This window comes from Actinomadura sp. ATCC 39365 (assembly GCF_054392275.1).
The window spans coordinates 1461372-1480774 of sequence record NZ_CP184335.1 but is presented as its reverse complement, the minus strand read 5'-3'; the positions used below and the strand labels follow the sequence as shown (position 1 = coordinate 1480774).

The 19403-nt window shown below is 71.0% G+C and carries 19 protein-coding genes; 11 read left to right on the top strand and 8 right to left on the bottom strand.

Features of this window, described 5'->3' with window-relative positions:
- Positions 1–8: 8 nt before the first annotated feature.
- Positions 9–662, bottom strand: coding sequence for a TetR/AcrR family transcriptional regulator (locus ACNF49_RS07630; RefSeq protein ID WP_357986933.1), 654 nt, complete (start codon positions 660–662; stop codon positions 9–11).
- Between the two features lie 73 nt (positions 663–735).
- Here ACNF49_RS07630 and ACNF49_RS07625 point away from each other — a divergent pair, with 73 nt between their 5' ends.
- Positions 736–2157 (top strand): MFS transporter, encoded by a 1422-nt coding sequence (locus tag ACNF49_RS07625; RefSeq protein WP_498702260.1) that lies wholly within the window; start codon positions 736–738, stop codon positions 2155–2157.
- On the opposite strand, the gene ACNF49_RS07620 is transcribed toward ACNF49_RS07625, so the two are convergent.
- Positions 2118–3998, bottom strand: coding sequence for an ABC transporter ATP-binding protein (locus tag ACNF49_RS07620; protein ID WP_357986865.1), 1881 nt, complete (start codon positions 3996–3998; stop codon positions 2118–2120). The genes ACNF49_RS07625 and ACNF49_RS07620 overlap by 40 nt on opposite strands.
- Before the next feature lie 55 nt (positions 3999–4053).
- The gene (locus tag ACNF49_RS07615) at positions 4054–6021 is read right to left on the bottom strand and encodes a PhoX family protein (protein ID WP_482943229.1); all 1968 of its coding nucleotides are present in this window, start codon (positions 6019–6021) and stop codon (positions 4054–4056) included.
- A gap of 240 nt (positions 6022–6261) precedes the next feature.
- On the opposite strand from ACNF49_RS07615, the gene ACNF49_RS07610 reads away from it, so the two are divergent.
- On the top strand, positions 6262–6684 hold the full coding sequence (locus ACNF49_RS07610; RefSeq protein WP_357986936.1) for a sterol carrier family protein: 423 nt from the start codon (positions 6262–6264) through the stop codon (positions 6682–6684).
- Here ACNF49_RS07610 and ACNF49_RS07605 read toward each other — a convergent pair.
- Positions 6681–8432 (bottom strand): DUF4190 domain-containing protein, encoded by a 1752-nt coding sequence (locus ACNF49_RS07605; protein ID WP_482943228.1) that lies wholly within the window; start codon positions 8430–8432, stop codon positions 6681–6683. The genes ACNF49_RS07610 and ACNF49_RS07605 overlap by 4 nt on opposite strands.
- A 142-nt stretch (positions 8433–8574) precedes the next feature.
- Between ACNF49_RS07605 and ACNF49_RS07600 the strand changes: the two genes are divergently transcribed.
- From ACNF49_RS07600 to purM, 4 genes are all read left to right on the top strand, one after another.
- Positions 8575–8982, top strand: a complete 408-nt coding sequence (locus tag ACNF49_RS07600; RefSeq protein ID WP_357986874.1) for a MarR family winged helix-turn-helix transcriptional regulator — start codon at positions 8575–8577, stop codon at positions 8980–8982.
- A gap of 91 nt (positions 8983–9073) precedes the next feature.
- Positions 9074–9820, top strand: coding sequence for an SDR family NAD(P)-dependent oxidoreductase (locus ACNF49_RS07595; protein WP_482943227.1), 747 nt, complete (start codon positions 9074–9076; stop codon positions 9818–9820).
- Positions 9821–9871: 51 nt separating this feature from the next.
- Positions 9872–11308: an amidophosphoribosyltransferase gene (purF, locus tag ACNF49_RS07590; RefSeq protein ID WP_352361025.1), complete on the top strand. Its 1437-nt coding sequence runs from the start codon at positions 9872–9874 to the stop codon at positions 11306–11308.
- Complete coding sequence (gene purM / locus ACNF49_RS07585; RefSeq protein ID WP_357986881.1) at positions 11305–12330, top strand: phosphoribosylformylglycinamidine cyclo-ligase; 1026 nt, start codon at positions 11305–11307, stop codon at positions 12328–12330. Before purF ends, purM begins: the two co-directional genes overlap by 4 nt.
- 32 nt (positions 12331–12362) lie before the next feature.
- On the opposite strand, the gene ACNF49_RS07580 is transcribed toward purM, so the two are convergent.
- Positions 12363–12908 carry a CGNR zinc finger domain-containing protein gene (locus ACNF49_RS07580; RefSeq protein WP_482943226.1) on the bottom strand — a complete coding sequence of 182 codons (546 nt, stop codon included), beginning with the start codon at positions 12906–12908 and terminating at the stop codon, positions 12363–12365.
- Positions 12909–12994: 86 nt separating this feature from the next.
- Between ACNF49_RS07580 and ACNF49_RS07575 the strand changes: the two genes are divergently transcribed.
- Positions 12995–13837, top strand: coding sequence for an alpha/beta fold hydrolase (locus ACNF49_RS07575; RefSeq protein WP_357986887.1), 843 nt, complete (start codon positions 12995–12997; stop codon positions 13835–13837).
- Between the two features lie 91 nt (positions 13838–13928).
- Here the strand turns inward: ACNF49_RS07575 and ACNF49_RS07570 are convergent, their stop codons facing one another.
- On the bottom strand, positions 13929–14156 hold the full coding sequence (locus tag ACNF49_RS07570) for a DUF3073 domain-containing protein (protein ID WP_357986890.1): 228 nt from the start codon (positions 14154–14156) through the stop codon (positions 13929–13931).
- A 151-nt stretch (positions 14157–14307) separates the two neighbouring features.
- Positions 14308–15387 (bottom strand): Leu/Phe/Val dehydrogenase, encoded by a 1080-nt coding sequence (locus tag ACNF49_RS07565; RefSeq protein WP_357986892.1) that lies wholly within the window; start codon positions 15385–15387, stop codon positions 14308–14310.
- 105 nt (positions 15388–15492) lie between these two features.
- On the opposite strand from ACNF49_RS07565, the gene ACNF49_RS07560 reads away from it, so the two are divergent.
- Both ACNF49_RS07560 and bldC read left to right on the top strand, forming a co-directional pair.
- Complete coding sequence (locus ACNF49_RS07560; protein WP_352320456.1) at positions 15493–16356, top strand: DUF8083 family protein; 864 nt, start codon at positions 15493–15495, stop codon at positions 16354–16356.
- A 322-nt stretch (positions 16357–16678) separates the two neighbouring features.
- Positions 16679–16882 (top strand): developmental transcriptional regulator BldC, encoded by a 204-nt coding sequence (bldC, locus tag ACNF49_RS07555; RefSeq protein ID WP_013133571.1) that lies wholly within the window; start codon positions 16679–16681, stop codon positions 16880–16882.
- 121 nt (positions 16883–17003) lie between these two features.
- Here bldC and ACNF49_RS07550 read toward each other — a convergent pair whose 3' ends face one another.
- Complete coding sequence (locus ACNF49_RS07550) at positions 17004–17591, bottom strand: TetR/AcrR family transcriptional regulator (protein ID WP_357986897.1); 588 nt, start codon at positions 17589–17591, stop codon at positions 17004–17006.
- A gap of 281 nt (positions 17592–17872) precedes the next feature.
- On the opposite strand from ACNF49_RS07550, the gene ACNF49_RS07545 reads away from it, so the two are divergent.
- Positions 17873–18865: a LacI family DNA-binding transcriptional regulator gene (locus tag ACNF49_RS07545; RefSeq protein ID WP_357986900.1), complete on the top strand. Its 993-nt coding sequence runs from the start codon at positions 17873–17875 to the stop codon at positions 18863–18865.
- 208 nt (positions 18866–19073) lie between these two features.
- Entirely contained in the window at positions 19074–19322 is a 249-nt protein-coding gene (locus ACNF49_RS07540; RefSeq protein ID WP_125645653.1) for a hypothetical protein, read from the top strand.
- Positions 19323–19403: the final 81 nt, after the last annotated feature.

Sequence of the window (19403 nt, the reverse complement as noted above, 5' to 3'; positions counted from 1 at the left end):
TCTCGACCTTAACGTCCGGCGGCCAGCGCCTCGATGCCGCGCAGCACGAGATCGACGCCGAAGGAGTCGTAGAACGCCGGGTCGGCGCCCGCGACCAGCGGTGAGGCCATCTCGACCAGGTGCGGGTACTTCTCGGGCGGCAACGACTGGAGGCCGGCCCGCTTGACCCTGACCATCTCGGCGATCTCCTCGCCGGTCCGGCCGGCCTTGAAGTGCACGGGCGCGTCGGCGATCGACAGGGCGCTCTGCAGCAGGTACTTGGTGATCAGGCAGCTCTCCTCCACGTCGAACCCGGCCGTACGGGCCAGGCCCAGCGCCTTGTCCCAGACGACCAGGAAGTTGGGGACGGAGATCGGGTCGATCTGCTCGATGACGTTCTTGGCGCAGGGATGGGTGCGCAGGGTCCTGATGAGCCCCTGGGTCAGGTCGCGGAGCTGCTCCTGCCAGGGCCGCTCATCGGCCGGCGGCGGCACGAAGCCGCCGATCAGGTGGTCGGCCATGCCGACCAGGAGCTGGTCCTTGTTCTTGAAGTGCCAGTAGAGGGCCATCGGCGTCACGCCCAGGTCGGTGGCCAGACGACGGATCGTCACGGCGTCGAGCCCCTCGGTGTCGCCGATCTCCAGCGCCCGCTCGGCGATGGCCCGCGCGGCCAGTTTTCCCATCACGGTTGACAACTATACGTCGTACAAGTTGAACTGTACGACGTACAAGTACGGCGTATAGGAGGCTTGTGACATGCGATGGTGGGCGCTGGGTGCCGTGACATTGGGCACCTTCATGACGTATCTCGACAACAACGTGGGGAACGTCGCGTTGCCGACGATCCAGCGGGAGCTCGGGCTGACCATCTCCGGGCTGGAGTGGATCGTGAGCTCGTACATCCTGGTCTTCGCCGGGCTCATGCTGGTCGGCGGCCGGCTCGCGGACCTGTTCGGGGCCCGCGTGGTGTTCCTGGCCGGGCTCTCCGTCTTCACCGCGGCCTCGCTGGGCGCCGGGCTGGCCACCTCCGGCGGCGCGCTGATCGCGGCGCGGGCCGTCCAGGGCGTGGGGGCGGCGCTGCTCACGCCCACGTCGCTCACGCTGATCAGCCAGATCTTTCCCGAGCCCGGCGAGCGCGGCAGGGCCGTGGGCATCTGGAGCGCGTCCGGGGCCCTGTCCATGGCGCTCGGCCCGGCGGCCGGCGGTTTCATCAGCGAGCACCTGCACTGGGGCTGGATCTACCTGATCAACGTGCCGATCGGGATCGCCACCTTCGGCCTGGCCCTGTGGGCGGTCCGGCCCGCCTTCACCCGCCGGCGGCACCGGCTCGACCTGCCCGGCCTGGCCACCTCGGCGCTCGCGCTGGTCTCCCTCACCTATGCGCTCATCGAGGGCGACCGCGCCGGATGGACGTCGGCCGAGATCCTGGCCGCGTTCGGGCTCGCGGCGGCGGCCGCCGTGGCGTTCGCGCTGGTCGAGACGCGGTCCGAGCGCCCGATGATCGACCTGTCACTCTTCCGCTCACGGGTGTTCAGCGGCGGCGCGCTGACCATGGGCATCTGGTCGTTCGGCGTGTTCGGCATCTACTTCTTCAGCGCCCTGTGGCTGCAGAACGTGCTCGGCTTCTCCCCCACGCAGGCCGGCCTGGCGTTCGTGCCGATGGCGCTGGTCATGGCGGTCGTCGCCATCACGTCGCAGCGGATCTCCGCGCGGCTCGGCACCGGCCGCACGGTGGCGCTCGGCATGGCGCTCATGGGCGCGGCGATCTACCTGATCTCCGGCGTCGGGGCCGACGGCGACTACGCCGACGTCGCCCCCTGGTTCCTGCTCTACGGCCTCGGCGGCGGCCTGCTGGTGCCGCTGACCTCGGCGATCCTCGGCGGCCTGCCCAAGGACAGGGCCGGTGTGGCCTCGGGCGTGCTGAACGTCTCGCGCGAGGTGTTCGGCCTGCTCGGAATCACCGTGCTGGGCGCGATCCTCAGCTCCCGCCAGAGCGGGAGCGACCAGCCCCCGCTGGCCGCCTTCCTCGACGCCTACCAGTTCACGCTCGTCATCGCGGCGGTGATCGTGCTGGCCGCCGTCCCGCTCGGCCTGTACGCGCTGCGCCCGTCCCGCCGCCCGCCGGTGACGGACGAGCCTCAGGCCACCGCCCCCGCGACCGTCGGCTCGTCGAACTGAGTGCGGTACAGCTCCTCGTAGCGGCCGCCCATGGCCAGCAGTTCGGCGTGCGTGCCCCGTTCGGCGACGCGGCCGTCCTCGATCACCAGGATCTGGTCGGCCGCCCGCACGGTGGACAGCCGGTGCGCGATCACCACGGCGGTCCGGCCCGCCAGCGCCTCCCCCAGGGCCTCCTGCACGGCCGCCTCGGAGGTGGAGTCGAGCGCGGCGGTGGCCTCGTCCAGGATCACCACGCGCGGCCTGGCCAGCAGGAGCCGGGCGATCGTGAGCCGCTGGCGCTCGCCGCCGGACAGCCGGTAGCCGCGCTCGCCGACCACCGTGTCCAGGCCGTCGGGCAGCGACTCGATCAGCGTCCGCAGCCGGGCCCTGGTCAGGGCGTCCCAGATCTCCTCCTCGCTCGCCGCCGGCCTGGCCAGCAGCAGGTTCTCCCTGATCGTCTCGTGGAAGAGGTGGCCGTCCTGGGTGACCATGCCGAGGGTGTCGCGGACGGCGTCGAAGGTCAGGTCCCGTACGTCCACGCCGCCGATGCGGACCGCGCCGGAGTCGACGTCGTACAGCCTGGGCAGCAGCTGGGCGATCGTGGACTTGCCGGCCCCCGAGGAGCCCACCAGCGCCACCATCTGGCCCGGCAGGGCCGTGAACGAGATCCCGTGCAGCACCTCCTCGCCGCCCCGCGAGTCCAGCGTGGCGACCTCCTCCAGCGAGGCCAGCGACACCTTGTCGGCGGCGGGGTAGGCGAAGCGCACGTCGTCGAACTCGACCGCGACCGGGCCCTCGGGGACCTCGCGGGCGTCCGCCCGCTCCTGGATCAGCGGCTTGAGGTCGAGCACCTCGAAGACGCGCTCGAAGCTGACCAGGGCGCTCATCACGTCCACGCGGGCGCTGGCCAGGGCGGTGAGGGGCGCGTACAGGCGGGTCAGCAGGAGGGCCAGCGAGACCACCGCGCCGGGTTCGAGCTGGTCGCGCAGGGCGTAGAAGCCGCCGAGGCCGTAGACGAGGGCCAGCGCGAGCGCCGAGACCAGGGTCAGGGCCGTGACGAACACCGACTGGTTCATGGCCGAGCGCACGCCGATGTCACGCACCCGCCGCGCCCGCGCGGCGAACTCGGCGGACTCGCGCGCCGGCCGGCCGAACAGCTTCACCAGCGTCGCGCCCGGCGCCGAGAACCGCTCGGTCATCTGGGTGCCCATGGCGGCGTTGTGGTCGGCGGCCTCGCGACGCAGCCGCGCGATCCTGACGCCCATCCGCCGCGCGGGCAGCACGAACACCGGCAGGAGCAGCAGCGCGAGCAGCGTGATCTGCCACGAGATGCCGATCATCACGGTGAGCGTCAGCACGAGCTGCACCAGGTTGCCCGCCACGCTGGACAAGGTGTCGGTGAAGGCCCGCTGCGCGCCGATCACGTCGTTGTTCAGCCGGCTCACCAGCGCCCCGGTACGCGTCCGCATGAAGAACGCGACCGGCATCCGCTGCACATGGTCGAAGACCGAAGTGCGCAGGTCGAGGATCAGCCCTTCGCCGATGGTGGCCGACTGCCAGCGGTTCAGCAGGCCGAGCCCGGCCTCGGCGAGCGCCAGGCCGGCGATCAGCAGCGCCACCACGACCACCACGCCGAGCGGCTCACTGTTGAAGATCGCGTCGACCACCCGCCCCGCGAGCAGCGGCGACACCACGGCCAAACCTGCCAGCACCACGCTGAGCAGCAGGAACAGCACGATCCTGCGGCGGTGAGGGCGGGCGAACCCGCCGATACGCCGAAGCGTCGCCCTGTTCAGCGGGCGACGCTCCGGCCGGTTGTTCATCGAGTAAAGCTGATGCCAGGCGGTCACTTCCATGCTCATGCATGGGAGACTATTTCCTCAAGTTAACTTGAGGTCAACTGGTTTTCGCCGGGGATCAGCTGCCGATCTTCCTGCCCCTGCCGTGCCAGACCACCGCGACCGACGGGCGCGGCTGGTCGCCGTCGGGCCAGCGGCTGGCCGGGTTGTCCGGGGTCGCGCCGTCGATCTCGCCCGGGTGCTGCACGGCCACGAACACGCTCTTCTGGTCCTCGGTCACCAGCGGGCCGCAGGTCTCCGCGCCGAGCGGGACCGTGAGGAACTGGCGCAGGTGGCCACGGTCGGAACCGCGTACCGGCATGACGAAAAGGCCGTCGTTGCTGCCGAGCTGGTTGCCGTCGGTGGAGATCCACAGGTTGCCGTCGGCGTCGAACGTCACGTTGTCCGGGCACGAGATCGGCGAGACCTTGGTCTTGTCGAAGCCGGCGAAGTACGTCGTGGGGTCGTTCGGGTCGCCGCAGATCAGCGGGAGCGACCAGGAGAAGGTGGTCTCGCCGGCGTCGTTGCGCCGCTCGGCCACCTCCAGGACGTGACCGTGCTTGTTGGACGGGCGCGGGTTGGCCTCGTCCACTTGGGCGGCGGTGCGGTTGGAGTTGTTGGTCAGGGCCACGTAGACGCCGCCGGTGACCGGGTTGCGCTCCATGTCCTCCGGACGGTCCATCTTGGTGGCGCCGCCCTTGACCCTGTCGGCCGCCGATCGCGTGTAGATCAGCACCTCGGCGGCGGTCATGCCGTCCACGAACGACCTGTCGCCCGACACCAGCGGGAGCCACTCGCCGGAGCCGTCGAACAGCCCGTCGGAGGGCAGCTTGCCGGAGCCGTCGATCTCGGCGGCCGGGCTGTCGCCGGTGAACTTGGCGACGTACAGGGTGCCCTCGTCCAGCAGGGTGCGGTTGTGGCGGTCGAAGCCGGGGATGTACCGGTTCTTGGAGACGAACTTGTAGATGTACTCGAAGCGCGAGTCGTCACCCATGTAGACGACCAGGCGGCCGTCCCTGGCCAGGGTGGTGTTGGCGGCCTCGTGCTTGAACCTGCCGAGCGCGGTGCGCTTGATCGGCGTGGAGTCGGGGTCGAACGGGTCGATCTCCACGATCCACCCGAACCTGTTGGCCTCGTTCGGGTGCTTGGCCAGGTCGAAGCGCTCCTCGACCCGGTCGAAACGGCGGCTGCTCGCCGGGGTGCCCGTCGTGATCGTGTAACGCGAGATGTACGGCCGCTGCGCCTCGGGGACCTTGTCTCCGTTGACGAAGTACTGGTCGAAGTTCTCCTCGGCGGTCAGGACCGTGCCCCACGGGGTGGAACCGCCCGAGCAGTTGTTCAGCATGCCGACCGGCGCCAGGCCCTTGGGGTCGGCGGCCGTCCTGAGCAGGGCGTGACCGGCGGCGGGGCCGGAGAAGCGCATCGGCGTCTGCGCGGTGACGCGCCGGTTGTAGCGGCGGCGGCCCTTGGTGGTGAGCTTCCACTCGCCGGTGCCGTGCGCCCGCTCGATCTCCACGACCGAGCCGCCGTGCGCGGCCAGCGCGATCTTGATCTGCTCCTCGGTCGCGGCCGCGCCGCCCGTGTACCCGCGGAACATCAGGTTCTCGTCGGTGTACTCGTGGTTCACCCACAGCAGGCCGCGGTTGTGGCCCATCGGGAAGAACGTCACGTAGTCGCAGTTGTAGCCGAACTGCTTGTTCTGGGCGTCGGCCGTCTGGTTTGCGAAGTCGAAGGCCGGCGCGTCGGGCAGCACCGGGTCACCCCAGCGCACGACCACGGAGGAGTTGTAACCGTCGGGGATGCGCAGCGCGTCGTCCTTGTTCGGCGGCACCGGGGTGAAGGCGATCCCGCTCCGGCCGCGCAGGCCCTCCGCGACCGGCTCGGCGGCCGCCTCGGCCGCAGGCTCGTCGGCGAACGCCGGGACCGCGCCCGCCACGCCCACGCCCGCCACCAGCGCGCCGAGCGCGCCCGCGCGCAGCACGCCGCGACGCGACATCGCCTCCTTGACCACGTCGCCGAAGTAGGCGTTGCCCGTCGTGTTGGCCACGTCGTGCGCGCACGCGTTCCCGCAACGGAACTGACAGGTCAGAGCGGATCGGCCACCTTTGTGCGGGGTGGAAAGCAGCGGCAGCAGCCGCCCCGCCTCAGGGTTCGCCACAGGTCCTCCAGATATGTGCGCGTTTGTACGGCGGGGACGTTACGGTCGTCAACGAAACCGGGGGTGAACGACGACCTCCGTCCCGATGAACGCTTGCCGCGAGACAATGGGCCCGTGCCACCACGCAAGATGGATCCGGAGAAGCTGCGCGCCGCCCTCGACGGCCAGCTCGTCGCCCTCGACGAACCGCCCTACGACGGCCCCGCATCGGCCCTGCCCGACGCCCTGGTCGCCGCGGTGCTGACCGCCTATGACCGCGGGCTCGCCCCCGAGCGCGACGCGGCCAGGCAGGCGGTGCGCCACCTGCTGGAGAAGCTGGCCACCGCGGCTCCCGGCCGCACGGTCGAGGTGCGCGTGCCTCCTTACGCGGCCGTCCAGGCCGTCCCCGGCCCCCGCCACACCCGCGGCACGCCGCCGAACGTCGTGGAGACCGACGCCCGCACCTGGCTGGAGCTCGCGCTCGGCCGGCTGACCTGGGACGAGGCCGTGGCCAGGGGCTCGGTCGCGGCCAGCGGCTCCCGCGCCGACCTGTCAGCCCACCTGCCGCTCTAGCGGCCCCTGCCCATCCAGGGGAACTTGCTCTCGAAGCACTGGTCGGTGAGCTGGCTGGGAAGCTGGCCGCACTCCTGGACCACCTTCCAGAACCAGATCGCGACGATCGCGAACAACACCAGCGACAGCGCACTGATCACGATCCCGGCGATGGCCCGGCCCCTGCCCACGCGCTTGGCCAGCGCCACACAGCCGAAGACGATCGACAGGATCGCGGTGAGCACGCCGGTGAAGCAGACGAACACCAGGAACGGGCTGGCCACCCCCAGCACCAGCGAGGCGGTGGCGAGGCCGCTGCCCGGCTGCGTGGGCGGCTGGGTGCCGTAGGGGCCGTACTGGCCGTAGGCGGGGGCTCCCGGCGGCGGGCCGTACCCGGGCGGGCCGCCGTAGGGGCTGGAGGGGGTGGTGCCGGGGACGGACGTGTCCCGCCCGCCGGTCTCGTACGAGCCGGGAGCCGCCTCATAGGGCCCTCCCGACGCCGCCGGTCCCCCACGGGCCCCTTCACCGCCGCCGCCGGCCGCCGACCCGCCATAGGGCCCGCCGGACGCCGTGGGACCGCCACCGGCCGCCGTAGGGCCGCCGTAGGCCCCCTCACCGCCATACGGCGCTCCCGGCCCGCCGTAGGCCCCCTCGCCCCCTTGGGGCGCTTCCGGCCCGCCATAGGCCCCCTCGCCGCCGTACGGCGCTCCAGGTCCTCCTGGTGGCACGCCCCCGGCGCCCGGCGTCACGCCCCCCGCGCCCGTGGTACGGCCCGTGCCGGCGGCGCCTCCTGGGCCTTCGGCCCCCTCAGCACCTTCCGCACCGCCCGGCCGGGCGCCCGGCTCCTCGGGGCCGCTGGCCGCGTGGGTGCCGGTGGCCGGAGGCTCGAAGGTGGGCACGTCGCCGTATTCGTAGCGGGACGGCGCGGGGCGGCTCGGTTCCTCGTCCGGCTGCGTGCCCCAGCCCGGATAGGCCGGGGTGCCGCCGGGCATCGGATAGACCTGCGTCTCCTCGGCGTCCCCGCCGGACCACCGCGTCCTGCCCGCGCCGCCCTCGGCCGGTCCCGGCGTCTCGGGCGAGGTGGGCAGGTCGGGATGGTCGGGACGGCCGCCGGGCCTGGGCTCGTGCGACGGCGGCACGTCCGGTGGCGGCGGTGGCACCACGGGCGGCACGGGCGCGATCGGCTCCTCGCCCTCCCGCTCCTCCTCGAACGGCCACTCATCCGCCCACCGCCCACCCCCGGCCCGCTCCCCAGACTGTTCACCGGGCCACTCGCCGGGCCGCTCGCCGGGCCGTTCACCGGACCGTTCACCGGGCCCTTCACCGGGCGGTTCGCCGGGCCGGTCACCCTCGTGCCGCCCGCCACCCGGTCGGGCTCCCTCTCCGGGACCGGCGCCCTCGCCGGGGGCCGCGCCCTTCGGCGTGTCCGCGTGCCCAGGGGTGTCCGCGTGTTCATGGCCGTGCTCGTGGTCGGGGACGGTCCATCCCTCCGGGGTTCCCGCGCCGCCGGTCGGCCCCGCGCCGGGCGGGCCGCCGACGGCCCATTCGCTCGGGCTCCACTCGCTGCTCGTCGGCCCGCCCTCGTACGGCCCGATCTCCGGCGGCTCCTCCTCGGGCGCCGGCGGCTCCTCCTCGGCCGTCCCCTCCCGCCACCATTCGGGCGTGTGCCGCGGCGGCGTGGATTCGGGCCGGTCCTCGCGGGGATGGCCTTCGGGGTGCTGCGGGTCCTGCCCCTCGCGGGGTTCGTTGGGGTCCCCAGGTGTGGTCACGTCTGCGTCTCCCGACGGGTCTGCATGCCGGATACTTCACCTTTTCGCGGAGGGCATCGGCTAAAGCGCACGACACGGTAAGACGGGCGCCATCCTTGGGTCTCCATGCGCCAAAGCGGCAGGCGGCGGGCAAGATGAGTGCATGCTGGACGAGACCCTGACGTACGCCCTGATCATGGTCATGAAGACCCACCGCAACCGGATGGCCGCCGCCCTGGCGCCACTGGGCCTGCACGTGGGCCAGGAGCTGCTGCTCAACCAGCTGTGGCGGCAGGACGGCCTCACCCAGGGCGAGCTGATCGCCCGGCTGGGCGTGGAGCCGCCGACCGTCACCAAGACCCTCCAGCGCCTCGAACGCGCGGGCCTCGTCCGCCGCTCCCCCGACCCCGACCGCCCACGGGTGGGCCGCGTCCACCTGACGGAGGCGGGCAAGGCGCTGCGCGAGCCGGTCGAGGCGATCTGGGCCAGGACCGACGAAGAACTCCAGCACGGCCTGGACGACACCGAACGCGCCCTGCTGTCCCGCCTCGTACGCGCCATCCCCCAGTAATCCTCTTCACCAAGAGCGAAACCCCCTTGCCTCCAGACGCCCAAAGCCACTTAGCTGGCTAATTAGTCGGCTAATCAAGAGAGGCATCCCCATGCACGCGTTCATCACCGGCGGCTCCTCCGGCATCGGCGCCGCCACCGCGCTCGCCTACGCCAGGGCCGGCGCGCGGGTCACCATCACCTACAACACCGGCCCCGGCCGCGCCGCAGAGGTCGTCAAGCGCATCGAGGAGGCGGGCGGGCAGGCGGCGGCCGTCCATCTGGACCTGGAGGACCACGCCACCATCGCGCCCGCCGCCGCCCAGGCCGGCCCGGTGGACGCCCTCGTGCTCAACGCCGTCCGCTGGGGCACGATCATGCCCAACAGCATGAGCTTCGAGGACGTCCCCGCCGCCGAATGGACGGCCGCCCTGCACGCGAACGTCGCCGGCAACGCCCTGCTCGTCCAGGCCGTACTGCCCGGGATGCGGCGGAACGGCTTCGGCCGGATCGTCTTCGTCTCCTCGGGCGCCGCCGAGGAGGGCCAGCCGGGCCCCGGCCCGTACGGCACCGCCAAGATGGCCCTGCACGGCATGGCCCGCGCCCTGGCCTGGGAGGCCGGCCGGGACGGCGTGCTGGTCAACGTGGCCGTGGCCGGGCTCACGATCACCGAGGCCGAGCGCCCGGTCACCCAGGAGGCCCTCGACCGGATCGCGGCCCGCACGCCGAGCCGCCGGCTCTCGACCGCCGACGACATGGCGGCGCTGATCCATTTCCTCGGATCTGCGGCGAACCGCAACGTCACCGGAGAGTTCGTCCGCGACGGATCCAACGCCGGCAGATCCTCCCACGCCGGCTGATGGAGCACCCGGGTGTGCGAGCACGGAGACCCGCAACCTAAACTGAGGCATGTGCTGAAGGGCGACGGCCGGCTCGGCCATGACCTGGACCCCCACGACCGCGCACCCAAAGACGCTTGTGGTGTCTTCGGCGTCTGGGCACCAGGCGAGGAAGTTTCCAAACTCACCTACTACGGGCTGTACGCGTTGCAGCACCGCGGCCAGGAGTCCGCGGGCATCGCGGTCAGCGAGGGCAGCCGCATCCTCGTCTACAAGGACATGGGCCTGGTGGCCCAGGTCTTCGACGAGTCGGTGCTGGGCACCCTCCGCGGCCACCTGGCCATCGGCCACTGCCGATACTCCACCACGGGTTCGAGCGTGTGGGAGAACGCGCAGCCGACCCTCAGCTCCACCGAGGTCGGCGGGCTCGCGCTCGCCCACAACGGCAACCTGATCAACACGCCGGAGCTGGCCGAGCGCCTGGCTCCCGGCTCCACCCGGGCGACCACCGACACCGAGGTCCTCGCCTCGCTGCTCGCCCAGGATCGCACGCGTTCCATCGAAGACTCTGCGGCCGAGCTGCTGCCGCAGGTCAAGGGCGCGTACTCGCTGGTGTTCATGGACGAGAAGACGCTCTACGCGGCCCGCGACCCGCAGGGCATCCGCCCGCTGGTCCTGGGCCGCCTGGAGCGCGGCTGGGTGGTGGCCTCGGAGACGGCGGCCCTCGACATCGTGGGCGCCACGTTCGTCCGCGAGATCGAGCCCGGCGAGCTGCTCACCATCGACGAGGACGGCGTCCGGTCCCGCCGCTTCGCCCTGCCCGACCCCAAGGGCTGCCTGTTCGAGTACGTCTACCTCGCCCGTCCCGACACCACGATCGCGGGCCGCGGCGTGCAGGTCACCCGGGTCGAGGTCGGCCGCGTGCTGGCCCGCGAGCACCCGGTCGAGGCCGACCTGGTCATCCCCACGCCCGAGTCCGGCACCCCGGCCGCCGTCGGCTACGCCGAGGAGAGCGGCATCCCCTACGGCCAGGGCCTGGTGAAGAACTCCTACGTGGGCCGCACGTTCATCCAGCCCTCGCAGACCATCCGCCAGCTCGGCATCCGGCTCAAGCTCAACCCGCTGCGCGAGGTCGTCGCGGGCAAGCGCCTGGTGGTCGTCGACGACTCGATCGTGCGCGGCAACACCCAGCGCGCCATCGTGAAGATGCTGCGCGAGGCGGGGGCGCGCGAGGTGCACGTCCGCATCTCCTCGCCGCCCGTGGCCTGGCCGTGCTTCTACGGCATCGACTTCGCGACGCGCGCCGAGCTGATCGCCGGTTCGCTGTCGGTCGAGGAGATCCGGGCCTCGCTGGGCGCCGACTCGCTGGGGTACATCTCCCTGGAGGGCCTGACCAAGGCCACCACCATCCCCGCCGAGCGGCTCTGCCGGGCCTGCTTCGACGGCTCGTACCCGATCCCCATCGACCAGGACAACGTGGGCAAGTTCGTGTTGGAGAGCAAAGCGTGAGTACCTACGAGGCCGCCGGCGTCGACATCGAGGCGGGCGAGCGCGCCGTCACCCTGATGAAGGACAAGGTGGCGCGGGCCCGCCGGCCGGAGGTGGTCGACGACGCCAGCGGCTTCGCCGGGCTCTTCGACGCCTCGGCGCTGCTGCGTTACCGGCGTCCGCTGCTCGCCTCCTCCACCGACGGCGTGGGCACGAAGGTCATGATCGCCCAGCGCTACGGCAAGCACGACACGATCGGCATCGACCTGGTCGGCATGGTCCTCGACGACCTCGTGGTCTGCGGCGCCGAGCCGCTGTTCATGACCGACTACATCGCCGTCGGCAAGGTCGTGCCCGAGCGCGTCGCCGAGATCGTCGGCGGCGTGGCCGAGGGCTGCCGGCTGGCCGGCGCGGCGCTGGTCGGCGGCGAGACCGCCGAGCACCCCGGCGCCATGGGCCCCGACGAGTACGACCTGGCCGGAGCCGGCACCGGCGTGGTCGAGGCCGACGCCATGCTGGGCCCCGACCGGGTCCGCGAGGGCGACGTGGTCCTCGCGCTGGCCTCCTCCGGCATCCACTCCAACGGCTACTCGCTGGTGCGGCACGTGCTGCGCGAGGCGTCGCTGTCGCTCGACGCGGTGCTGCCCGAGCTGGGCCGTCCGCTGGGCGAGGAGCTGCTGGAGCCGACCCGCGTCTACTCGCTCGACTGCCTCCACCTGGCCCGCACGACCGAGGTGCACGCCTTCGCGCACATCACGGGCGGCGGCCTGGAGGCCAACCTGTCGCGGTCGCTGCCGGGCCACCTCGACGCGCTGCTCGACCGGTCGTCCTGGACCCCGCCGGCGATCTTCGGCGTGCTGGCCGGGCACGGGCGGATCGCCCAGCAGGACATGGACCGTACGTTCAACCTCGGCGTGGGCATGGCGGCCGTGGTGGCGCCCGGCTCGGCCGACGAGGCGATCCGGCTGCTCGCCGAGCGCGGTCTCGACGCGTGGGTGCTGGGCGAGATCGTCCAGGGCTCGGGCCAGGCTCGCTACCGCTGATCCGAAGGGGGCCGGCTCGGCCCGGCCCCCGTTCAAACAGGCTTGTGCCGCTGGTAGTGGCGGGCGACGCGCACCCGGTTGCCGCACAGCTCCGGTGAGCACCAGCGCCGCCGGGGGTGGGCGGGCAGGAAGATCATGCGGCACCGGGGCCCCTCGCAGGCCCGGATCCGGCTCGCCGCCGGATCCGTGAGCAGGTCGGCCGCGGCCTCGGCGAGCTGCGTGAGCAGGCGGGCGAGCCGGTCACCGTCCCTGCGCGCGCCCTTGCTGAGCCCGCCGTCCGTGACGTCGAGATGCCCGTACGCGGGCGCGGCGCGCATCGCGTCGTTGAGCGCCCCGACCGCCTCGCCGGACGGCCGCTCCCCCCGGCGCACGGCGTCGACCGCGGCCTCCACGTGCGCCCGCAGCTCCTGGAGCACGCCCAGGTCGTCCGCCGTGAACGGCCCCCGGACCGAGGTCAGCCGGCCCGCCTGACGATCGAGCCACTTCCCGAACATCTCGGGCGTGTCGAGGACGTCGAAGTCCTGGGCCCGGGTGTTCACCAGGTCCAGCGCGAGCGGCTCACCGATCAGGAACTCCATGAGTCCTAATGCTACATCTCCCCCTTGACGCGTTAGAAGCCTGCTCGCTATAACTAACGCATCATTGCGCGAGAAAGGCATTAGGCATGGAGATCCCACAGATCCGCCACGGTTTCGTGGACGTGGAAGGCGTGCAGGTGTTCTACCGGGAGGCGGGCCCGCGCGACGGCATCCCCGTGCTCCTGCTGCACGGCTTCCCCTCGGCCTCCCACCAGTACAGGCGCCTGATGGACGCCCTGGGCACCCGCTACCGCCTGATCGCGCCGGACTATCCCGGATTCGGCCACACCGAGGCCCCCGGCGACTTCGTCTACTCCTTCGACCGCCTGGCCGACGTGGTCGAGGGTTTCGTGCAGAAGATCGGGCTCGACCGCTTCGTCTGGTACGCCTTCGACTTCGGCGGCCCCGTCGGCTTCCGCCTGGCCACCAGGCACCCCGAATGGATCGCCGGCCTGATCGTCCAGAACGCCAACGCCTACGACGAGGGCCTGTCGGACCTGGCGCGCACCACCGTCCACGCGCCCGCGGAGAGCCTGGGCGACCTGTTCACCCTGCCCGTCACGCGCGGCCAGTACGAGGGCGGCGCGTCGGACGTCTCAGGCGTCGCACCCGACGGATGGACCCTCGACCAGCACTTCCTGGACCTGCCCGGACGCCGGGAAGCCCAGCTCGCGCTCGCGCTCGACTACCGCTCCAACCTCGCGCTCTACGCCGACTGGCAGGCATGGCTGCGCCGCCACCGGCCGCCCACGCTGATCGTGTGGGGCCGCAACGACGCCTTCTTCCCGGAGCCGGGCGCGCACGCCTACCTGCGGGACCTGCCGGACGCCGAGCTGCACGTGCTCGACACCGGGCACTTCGCGCTGGAGGACAAGCTTCCCGAGATCGCACCGCTGGTCGCGGGCTTTCTCGACCGCACGCAAGCGTGACGAAAGCCCCACGGTTGCCCGTGGGGCCCGACGCTCATGAACGAGGATCCGGCACATGCCGGACCCTCGGCCACGTCACTCTGAAGAACGGCTATCGGCGGCCGGAAGAACGGCCGTCTTCGTCGTCCCCGGAACCGTAGTCATCGGCGTAATCGGCATAGCGATCCGCCAGCTCATCGTTGAGGTCGTCGGCGTCGTCGTTGCCGGAGTCGCTGACCCCGAGTTCGTCGCGCAGACGGTCAAGATCCGTGCCACCGCTGTTGTACTTCAGCTGGCGAGCAACCTTGACCTGCTTGGCCTTTGCTCGGCCGCGCCCCATTGGCTCGACCCCCTCGTGTGGGGTCGTCCCCGACCCCTCGTCGCTAACGCACCACACACTGACGCCGCCTGACTTTGGACGTCAGCCTATCGTTCGCCTATTACCGTACCTGTTTTGTGCCCAGCTCGGTACGTCGTATGGGCGTGGGGCGTCAGTGGCCCAGCCAAATGGCCCTAATACGCCCGACTTCCGACATTCTGCGCTCAGCTAGCCTATCCGCTGCCACAGCCGGAGGAACGCCCTCGTCCGCCGCGATCCCGAAGATCTTCAGAGTCGTGTCGTAGATCTGGGCCGCCTTCGCCCTGGCCCGGTCCATGCTGAAGCCCTCGATCTCGTCGGCGACCTGGATGACGCCGCCGGAGTTCACCACATAGTCGGGCGCGTACAGGATCCCGCGGTCGGCCAGCTGCTTCTCGACGCCGGGATGCGCGAGCTGGTTGTTGGCCGCGCCGCAGACGATCTTCGCCCGCAGACCGGCCACCGTGGCGTCGTCGAGCGCGCCGCCCAGCGCGCAGGGCGCGAAGACGTCGATGTCGGACGTGGTGAGCGCCTGGGCGTCGGCGACCACCTCGACCTCCGGATGCCGCAGGCGCACCCGCTCGACGGCCCGCGGGTCGACGTCGCAGATCACGACCTCGGCGCCGTCCTCGCGCAGGAGGTCGACCAGGCGGTGGCCCACCTTCCCGACCCCCTCGACGCCTACCCGCCTGCCGTGCAGCGACGGCGTGCCGAAGACCCGTTCGGCCGAGGCGCGCATGCCCTGGAAGACGCCGAACGAGGTCAGGACGGAGGAGTCGCCGGCGCCGCCGTGGGCCAGGGTACGGCCGGTGACGTGGCGGGACTCGCGGGCGACGACGTCCATGTCCTCGCTGAAGGTGCCGACGTCGCAGGCGGTGATGTAGCGCCCGCCGAGCGACTCGACGAACCTGCCGTAGGCGCGCAGCAGCGCCTCGCTCTTGACCCTGGCCGGGTCGCCGATGATGACGGCCTTGCCCCCGCCGAGGTCGAGGCCGGCCAGGGCGTTCTTGTAGGACATGCCCTTGGCCAGATTGAGCACGTCGGCCAGGGCCGCCTGCTCGTTCTCGTACGGATAGAACCTGGTGCCGCCGAGCGCGGGCCCGAGGGCCGTGCTGTGGACGGCGATGATCGCACGCAGGCCGCTCTGCTCGTCGGCGCAGAAGACGACCTGCTCGTGGACGTCCTTGTGGGACGTGCCGAAGACGTCGGTCACGGTAGTGACTCCCTGTCCGGTCCACCGCTCCTTCGCGGCGGAGGTCACTCTCAGACTAGTAAGCCCAACGGTGCGCGCAGGTGCTCTTCGTGACACGATGCCTCCGTGCTGCCCTATGCCGCCTACCTCCGCGTCTATGAGCCACTGACCGCGTTCGCCGAGTCCGAGCGCAAGCTGTGGGCCGACTACGCCGACTCACGCGACCGTCCGCGCCGGGCGAACGCGCTCAACGCGGAGCACAGCGAGTCGGTCATGCGCCTGCTCGGCATGCCCCCTCAGCCGGTTCCCGCCCAGGAGAGCCCCAATGCCTATCTGCGGCGCGTTGAGGACCGTTTGTACGTATGTCCCTGGCAGACCCGTCTGCGGTCGTGGCTGGCCTTCTCAAGGCTCCGTGGCGCCACTCCCGTGAAGCTGATGGACCGGCTCGTGCCCAAGGCCATCGCCGAGCAGACGGCCGACGACTTCGACCGGTTCAAGCGCCGGGCCGGTTCGTCCGCCTTGCGTACGCACATTCGCACCACGGCGTGGCATGTGCCGCCATCGTGGTTCGTGCCGTTTGATGGGAACGAGCGCTGGCTGGTGCTCGGCTCCTCCACCCCGGGACAGGACGTGACGACCACTACGGGCCGTAACCTCATCTACGTCACCTCCATGGCGCAGGCCAGGAGGCGCGCGGCCCGCGCCCTCAACGTGATGCGCCGGCACCTCGGCGACGCGTCGTCCAACTTCGACGTGGAGGACATCGCGCGCTGGCTGGAGGAGTTCCACCCGCACTCGCTGGTCGAGCTCGACTACGGCGGCCTGGTCCACCTGATGAACGACGACGCCCTCCAGGCCGACCAGTCGGTTGCTGAGCTTTCTGCCGCTTTGACCGGTCTGGACACGGGTCAAGAAGAACTTGCCTATGCCATGTACCAGCGCGTCATCCTTCGGTGGAAGTCAATGCAACAGCTGGAATCTGCCAACTGACCCCCAAAACAACCGTCTGACCTGCATGAGTAGGTCACGTCTCGCGGCTGCTCTCTTCTGCGAACTGAGTAGTTTGCCGTTTTCACTGCGATACCACGAACCGTGTCGCTAGAATCACCGAGCGTGACATCGCCATGGGGGCGGGCAGTTGGGTCAAAGAAGGGCTCGCCAATCGCTCTGCGTGGCGGTATGGTCACATCGGGTGATGCCGCATATGGCTCAGAAAAGCCGCACGCTCTGCGCCATAGGGGGACATCCGTGACACGCGCAAAGGCAGTCACAGGATCGCTAAGCCGGTCCACACGGAGGAGAGGCCGCACAAATGTCAGCTCGTACACCCGAGGCCGAGCCGCTGCTCACGCCCGCTGAGGTCGCGACCATGTTCAGGGTCGACCCCAAGACCGTTACGCGGTGGGCCAAGGCGGGCAAGTTGACGTCGATTCGTACCCTCGGCGGTCATCGGCGTTACCGGGAGACCGAGGTTCGCGCACTGCTGGCGGGCATTCCGCAGCAGCGTTCCGAGTAGTCGCAAGGGTCGTCACGAACCTCAGGGGGGTTGAGGGTGGACCAGGTACGCTTGCCCGGTCCACCGACGTGACGTCCTACGGGGAAGTTGGCGTCGCCCGCCCGGCGCCACTCTTCCCCCGCTACGCCAGCTGCTCGCCGGTGAGCACGTCGAGCAGCTCGCCGACCTCGCCGTCGTAGGCGGCGGCCACGCCCAGCAGGGCCACCATGTGGTCGACGAGCATCTTCTCCAGGATCGGCCGCTCGACGTCGCGGTGCTCCAGCCAGTCGAGACCGGCCGTCTCCACGGAGGCGATCCACGAGCGCAGCGTGGTGCGCAGCACCGGGCTCGGATCCTCGACACGCATCTGCTTCTGGATGAGGCGGAACAGCCTCCGGCGCACGCCGTCGACGATCTCCCCCACCTCGCCCGCCCGGTTGGCGGGCCCTCCGCGCAGCAGCGCGGCGAAGCCGGCGGCGTGCTCCTCGACGAAGTCGAAGTAACGCCCGAGGCCCGCGGCCAGCTCGTCGAGCGGCCTGCCGCCCTCGGCCGGACGCAACCGCGACTCCAGCTGCTCGGCCGCGCTCCTCAGCGCGGCCACGTAGAGCTCCTGCTTGCCGCCGAAGTAGTGGTAGACGAGCGCCCGCGAGGCGCCTGCCGCGGAGGCGACGTCGTCGATCGAGACGTCCTCGGCGTCACGGGTGCTGAACAGCTCCAGCGCAGCCGCCATGAGCTCCTCGCGACGGCGGTCCACGCTCAGCCTTCGGCGTGCGGGGCGTGCCGTCTCGGCTGACTTCCCGGGTGTCACACCTGCACAGTATCCGACGACGTGCCCAATAGCGGACGTGTGGCGAATGGGTCAATATCAGGCTTCCCTAACCCGAAGCCGTACCCTGTGGCTTACTCGATCGTTTGGTGAGACAGGTGCCCATATCCGCATCGCGGGGGAGACACATGTCAGGACCGCCCGTCAACACTTCAACCATCGCCGAGCTCCGCGAGGTAGACCCATTGCCTCGGCCACGACCCACCATCCGCAACGTCGCCGAGCGAGCCGGCGTCTCGAAGTCGCTGGTCTCACTCGTGCTGCGCGGATCCCCGCACGTGAGCGAGCACCGGCGGCAGGCAGTGCTCCAGGCGGCGCGCGAGCTCGGCTACCGGCCGAACGCCGTCGCGCGCAGCCTGGTGGAAGGACGTACACATCTGGTCGGGGCGCTCGTCGCCGACCTGCACAACCCGTTCTACGCCGAGTTCCTCGACGGCCTGCAGGAGAGCCTGCACGGCGACGGGCTGCGCATGCTGATCGGGAACAGCCAGTGGGACCCGGCGTTCGAGGACGAGGCCGTCGAGGCCTTCCTGGAGCTCCGGGTCGACGGGCTGGTGCTCTTAGGCATCGCGCCGACCAGCGAGACGCTGATCGAGGCCACCGCCTACACCCCGACCGTCGTCGTAGGGGAACGTGACATCGAGCTCGACGGCGTCGACATCGTGGTCGACGACGACCAACTCGGCGCCCGGCTGGCCATCGACCACCTGGTGAACCTCGGGCACAAGCGGATCGCGCACATCGAGGGCCCCCGGTCCTCGCGCTGCGAGGGCTACCTCGTGGCGATGCGCAGGCATTCGCTGGCCCCGTACATCATGGTCGAGGCGGCGGACGCGACCGAGGAGGGCGGCCGGGCGGCGGCGATCGCCCTGCTGACCCGCGACCCGCGGCCGACGGCCGTGTTCGCGGCCAACGACGTGGTGGCGCTCGGCGTGCTGGCCGCCGCGGCCGAGCTGGGGCTGCGGGTGCCGGACGACCTGTCCGTGGTCGGCTACGACAACACCCACCTGTCGGCCTCACGGCACATCTCGCTCACCTCGGTCGACCAGCCGCGCCGCGCCATGGGCAGGTCGGCGGCCGCGCTGCTGAGCGACAGGATAGGCGAGCCGGCCAAGGGCGCCCGGCTGCGCGAGATCCAACCCGAGCTGATCGTGCGCCGCAGCACGGGACCCGCCTGAGGGATATGTGCCGGTTGCGCTGCCGTTGCGGGCCTTTACCGGGCACCGCAATGGCACGGCGGGCCAATGCGCAGGTCTCTCGTCAGCAAGCCCGCCCAAAGCCTGGGTCAAGCCGTACGGCAGCGTCGCCGGACGGCGGTTTACTCGTCAGGGTCATGCTAATTGTGGCCGAATCTGGTTCGGTCACGATCTGATCCGGGGGACAGTCATGCGTGATCCAGAACTGGTGTCCTGCGCCCAGCGCGCGGCGGCCGAGCTCGAACGCGCCTGGGGGCACTGGCGCGCGGGCAGGGGGCGGGGCACCGACGTCGGCGCCGAGTCCGTCGCCAGCTACGTGGCGCATTCCCTCGACCATCCGTGGGGCCGCCCCCGCGTCGTCCTCGGCCTCGACGCCGAGGACGCGCGGGAGCTGGCCGCCCTGCTCGAACGGCAGGAGGTTGGCGAGCACGTGTGGTGAAGCGGACGGCGCAACCGCCAGGCGGACCGTCGCAGCGGTCCCGATCCGGCACTTCGGTGGGATCGCGGGCCGACTCGCAGG

Coding starts and splice junctions, on each gene's coding strand:
- ACNF49_RS07630 (WP_357986933.1), bottom strand. CDS start 662: ATGGGAAAACTGGCCGCGCGGGCCATCGCCGAGCGGGCGCTGGAGATC.
- ACNF49_RS07625 (WP_498702260.1), top strand. CDS start 736: ATGCGATGGTGGGCGCTGGGTGCCGTGACATTGGGCACCTTCATGACG.
- ACNF49_RS07620 (WP_357986865.1), bottom strand. CDS start 3,998: ATGAGCATGGAAGTGACCGCCTGGCATCAGCTTTACTCGATGAACAAC.
- ACNF49_RS07610 (WP_357986936.1), top strand. CDS start 6,262: ATGGATCCGGAGAAGCTGCGCGCCGCCCTCGACGGCCAGCTCGTCGCC.
- ACNF49_RS07600 (WP_357986874.1), top strand. CDS start 8,575: ATGCTGGACGAGACCCTGACGTACGCCCTGATCATGGTCATGAAGACC.
- ACNF49_RS07595 (WP_482943227.1), top strand. CDS start 9,074: ATGCACGCGTTCATCACCGGCGGCTCCTCCGGCATCGGCGCCGCCACC.
- ACNF49_RS07580 (WP_482943226.1), bottom strand. CDS start 12,908: ATGGAGTTCCTGATCGGTGAGCCGCTCGCGCTGGACCTGGTGAACACC.
- ACNF49_RS07575 (WP_357986887.1), top strand. CDS start 12,995: ATGGAGATCCCACAGATCCGCCACGGTTTCGTGGACGTGGAAGGCGTG.
- ACNF49_RS07570 (WP_357986890.1), bottom strand. CDS start 14,156: ATGGGGCGCGGCCGAGCAAAGGCCAAGCAGGTCAAGGTTGCTCGCCAG.
- bldC (WP_013133571.1), top strand. CDS start 16,679: ATGTCAGCTCGTACACCCGAGGCCGAGCCGCTGCTCACGCCCGCTGAG.
- ACNF49_RS07550 (WP_357986897.1), bottom strand. CDS start 17,591: ATGGCGGCTGCGCTGGAGCTGTTCAGCACCCGTGACGCCGAGGACGTC.
- ACNF49_RS07540 (WP_125645653.1), top strand. CDS start 19,074: ATGCGTGATCCAGAACTGGTGTCCTGCGCCCAGCGCGCGGCGGCCGAG.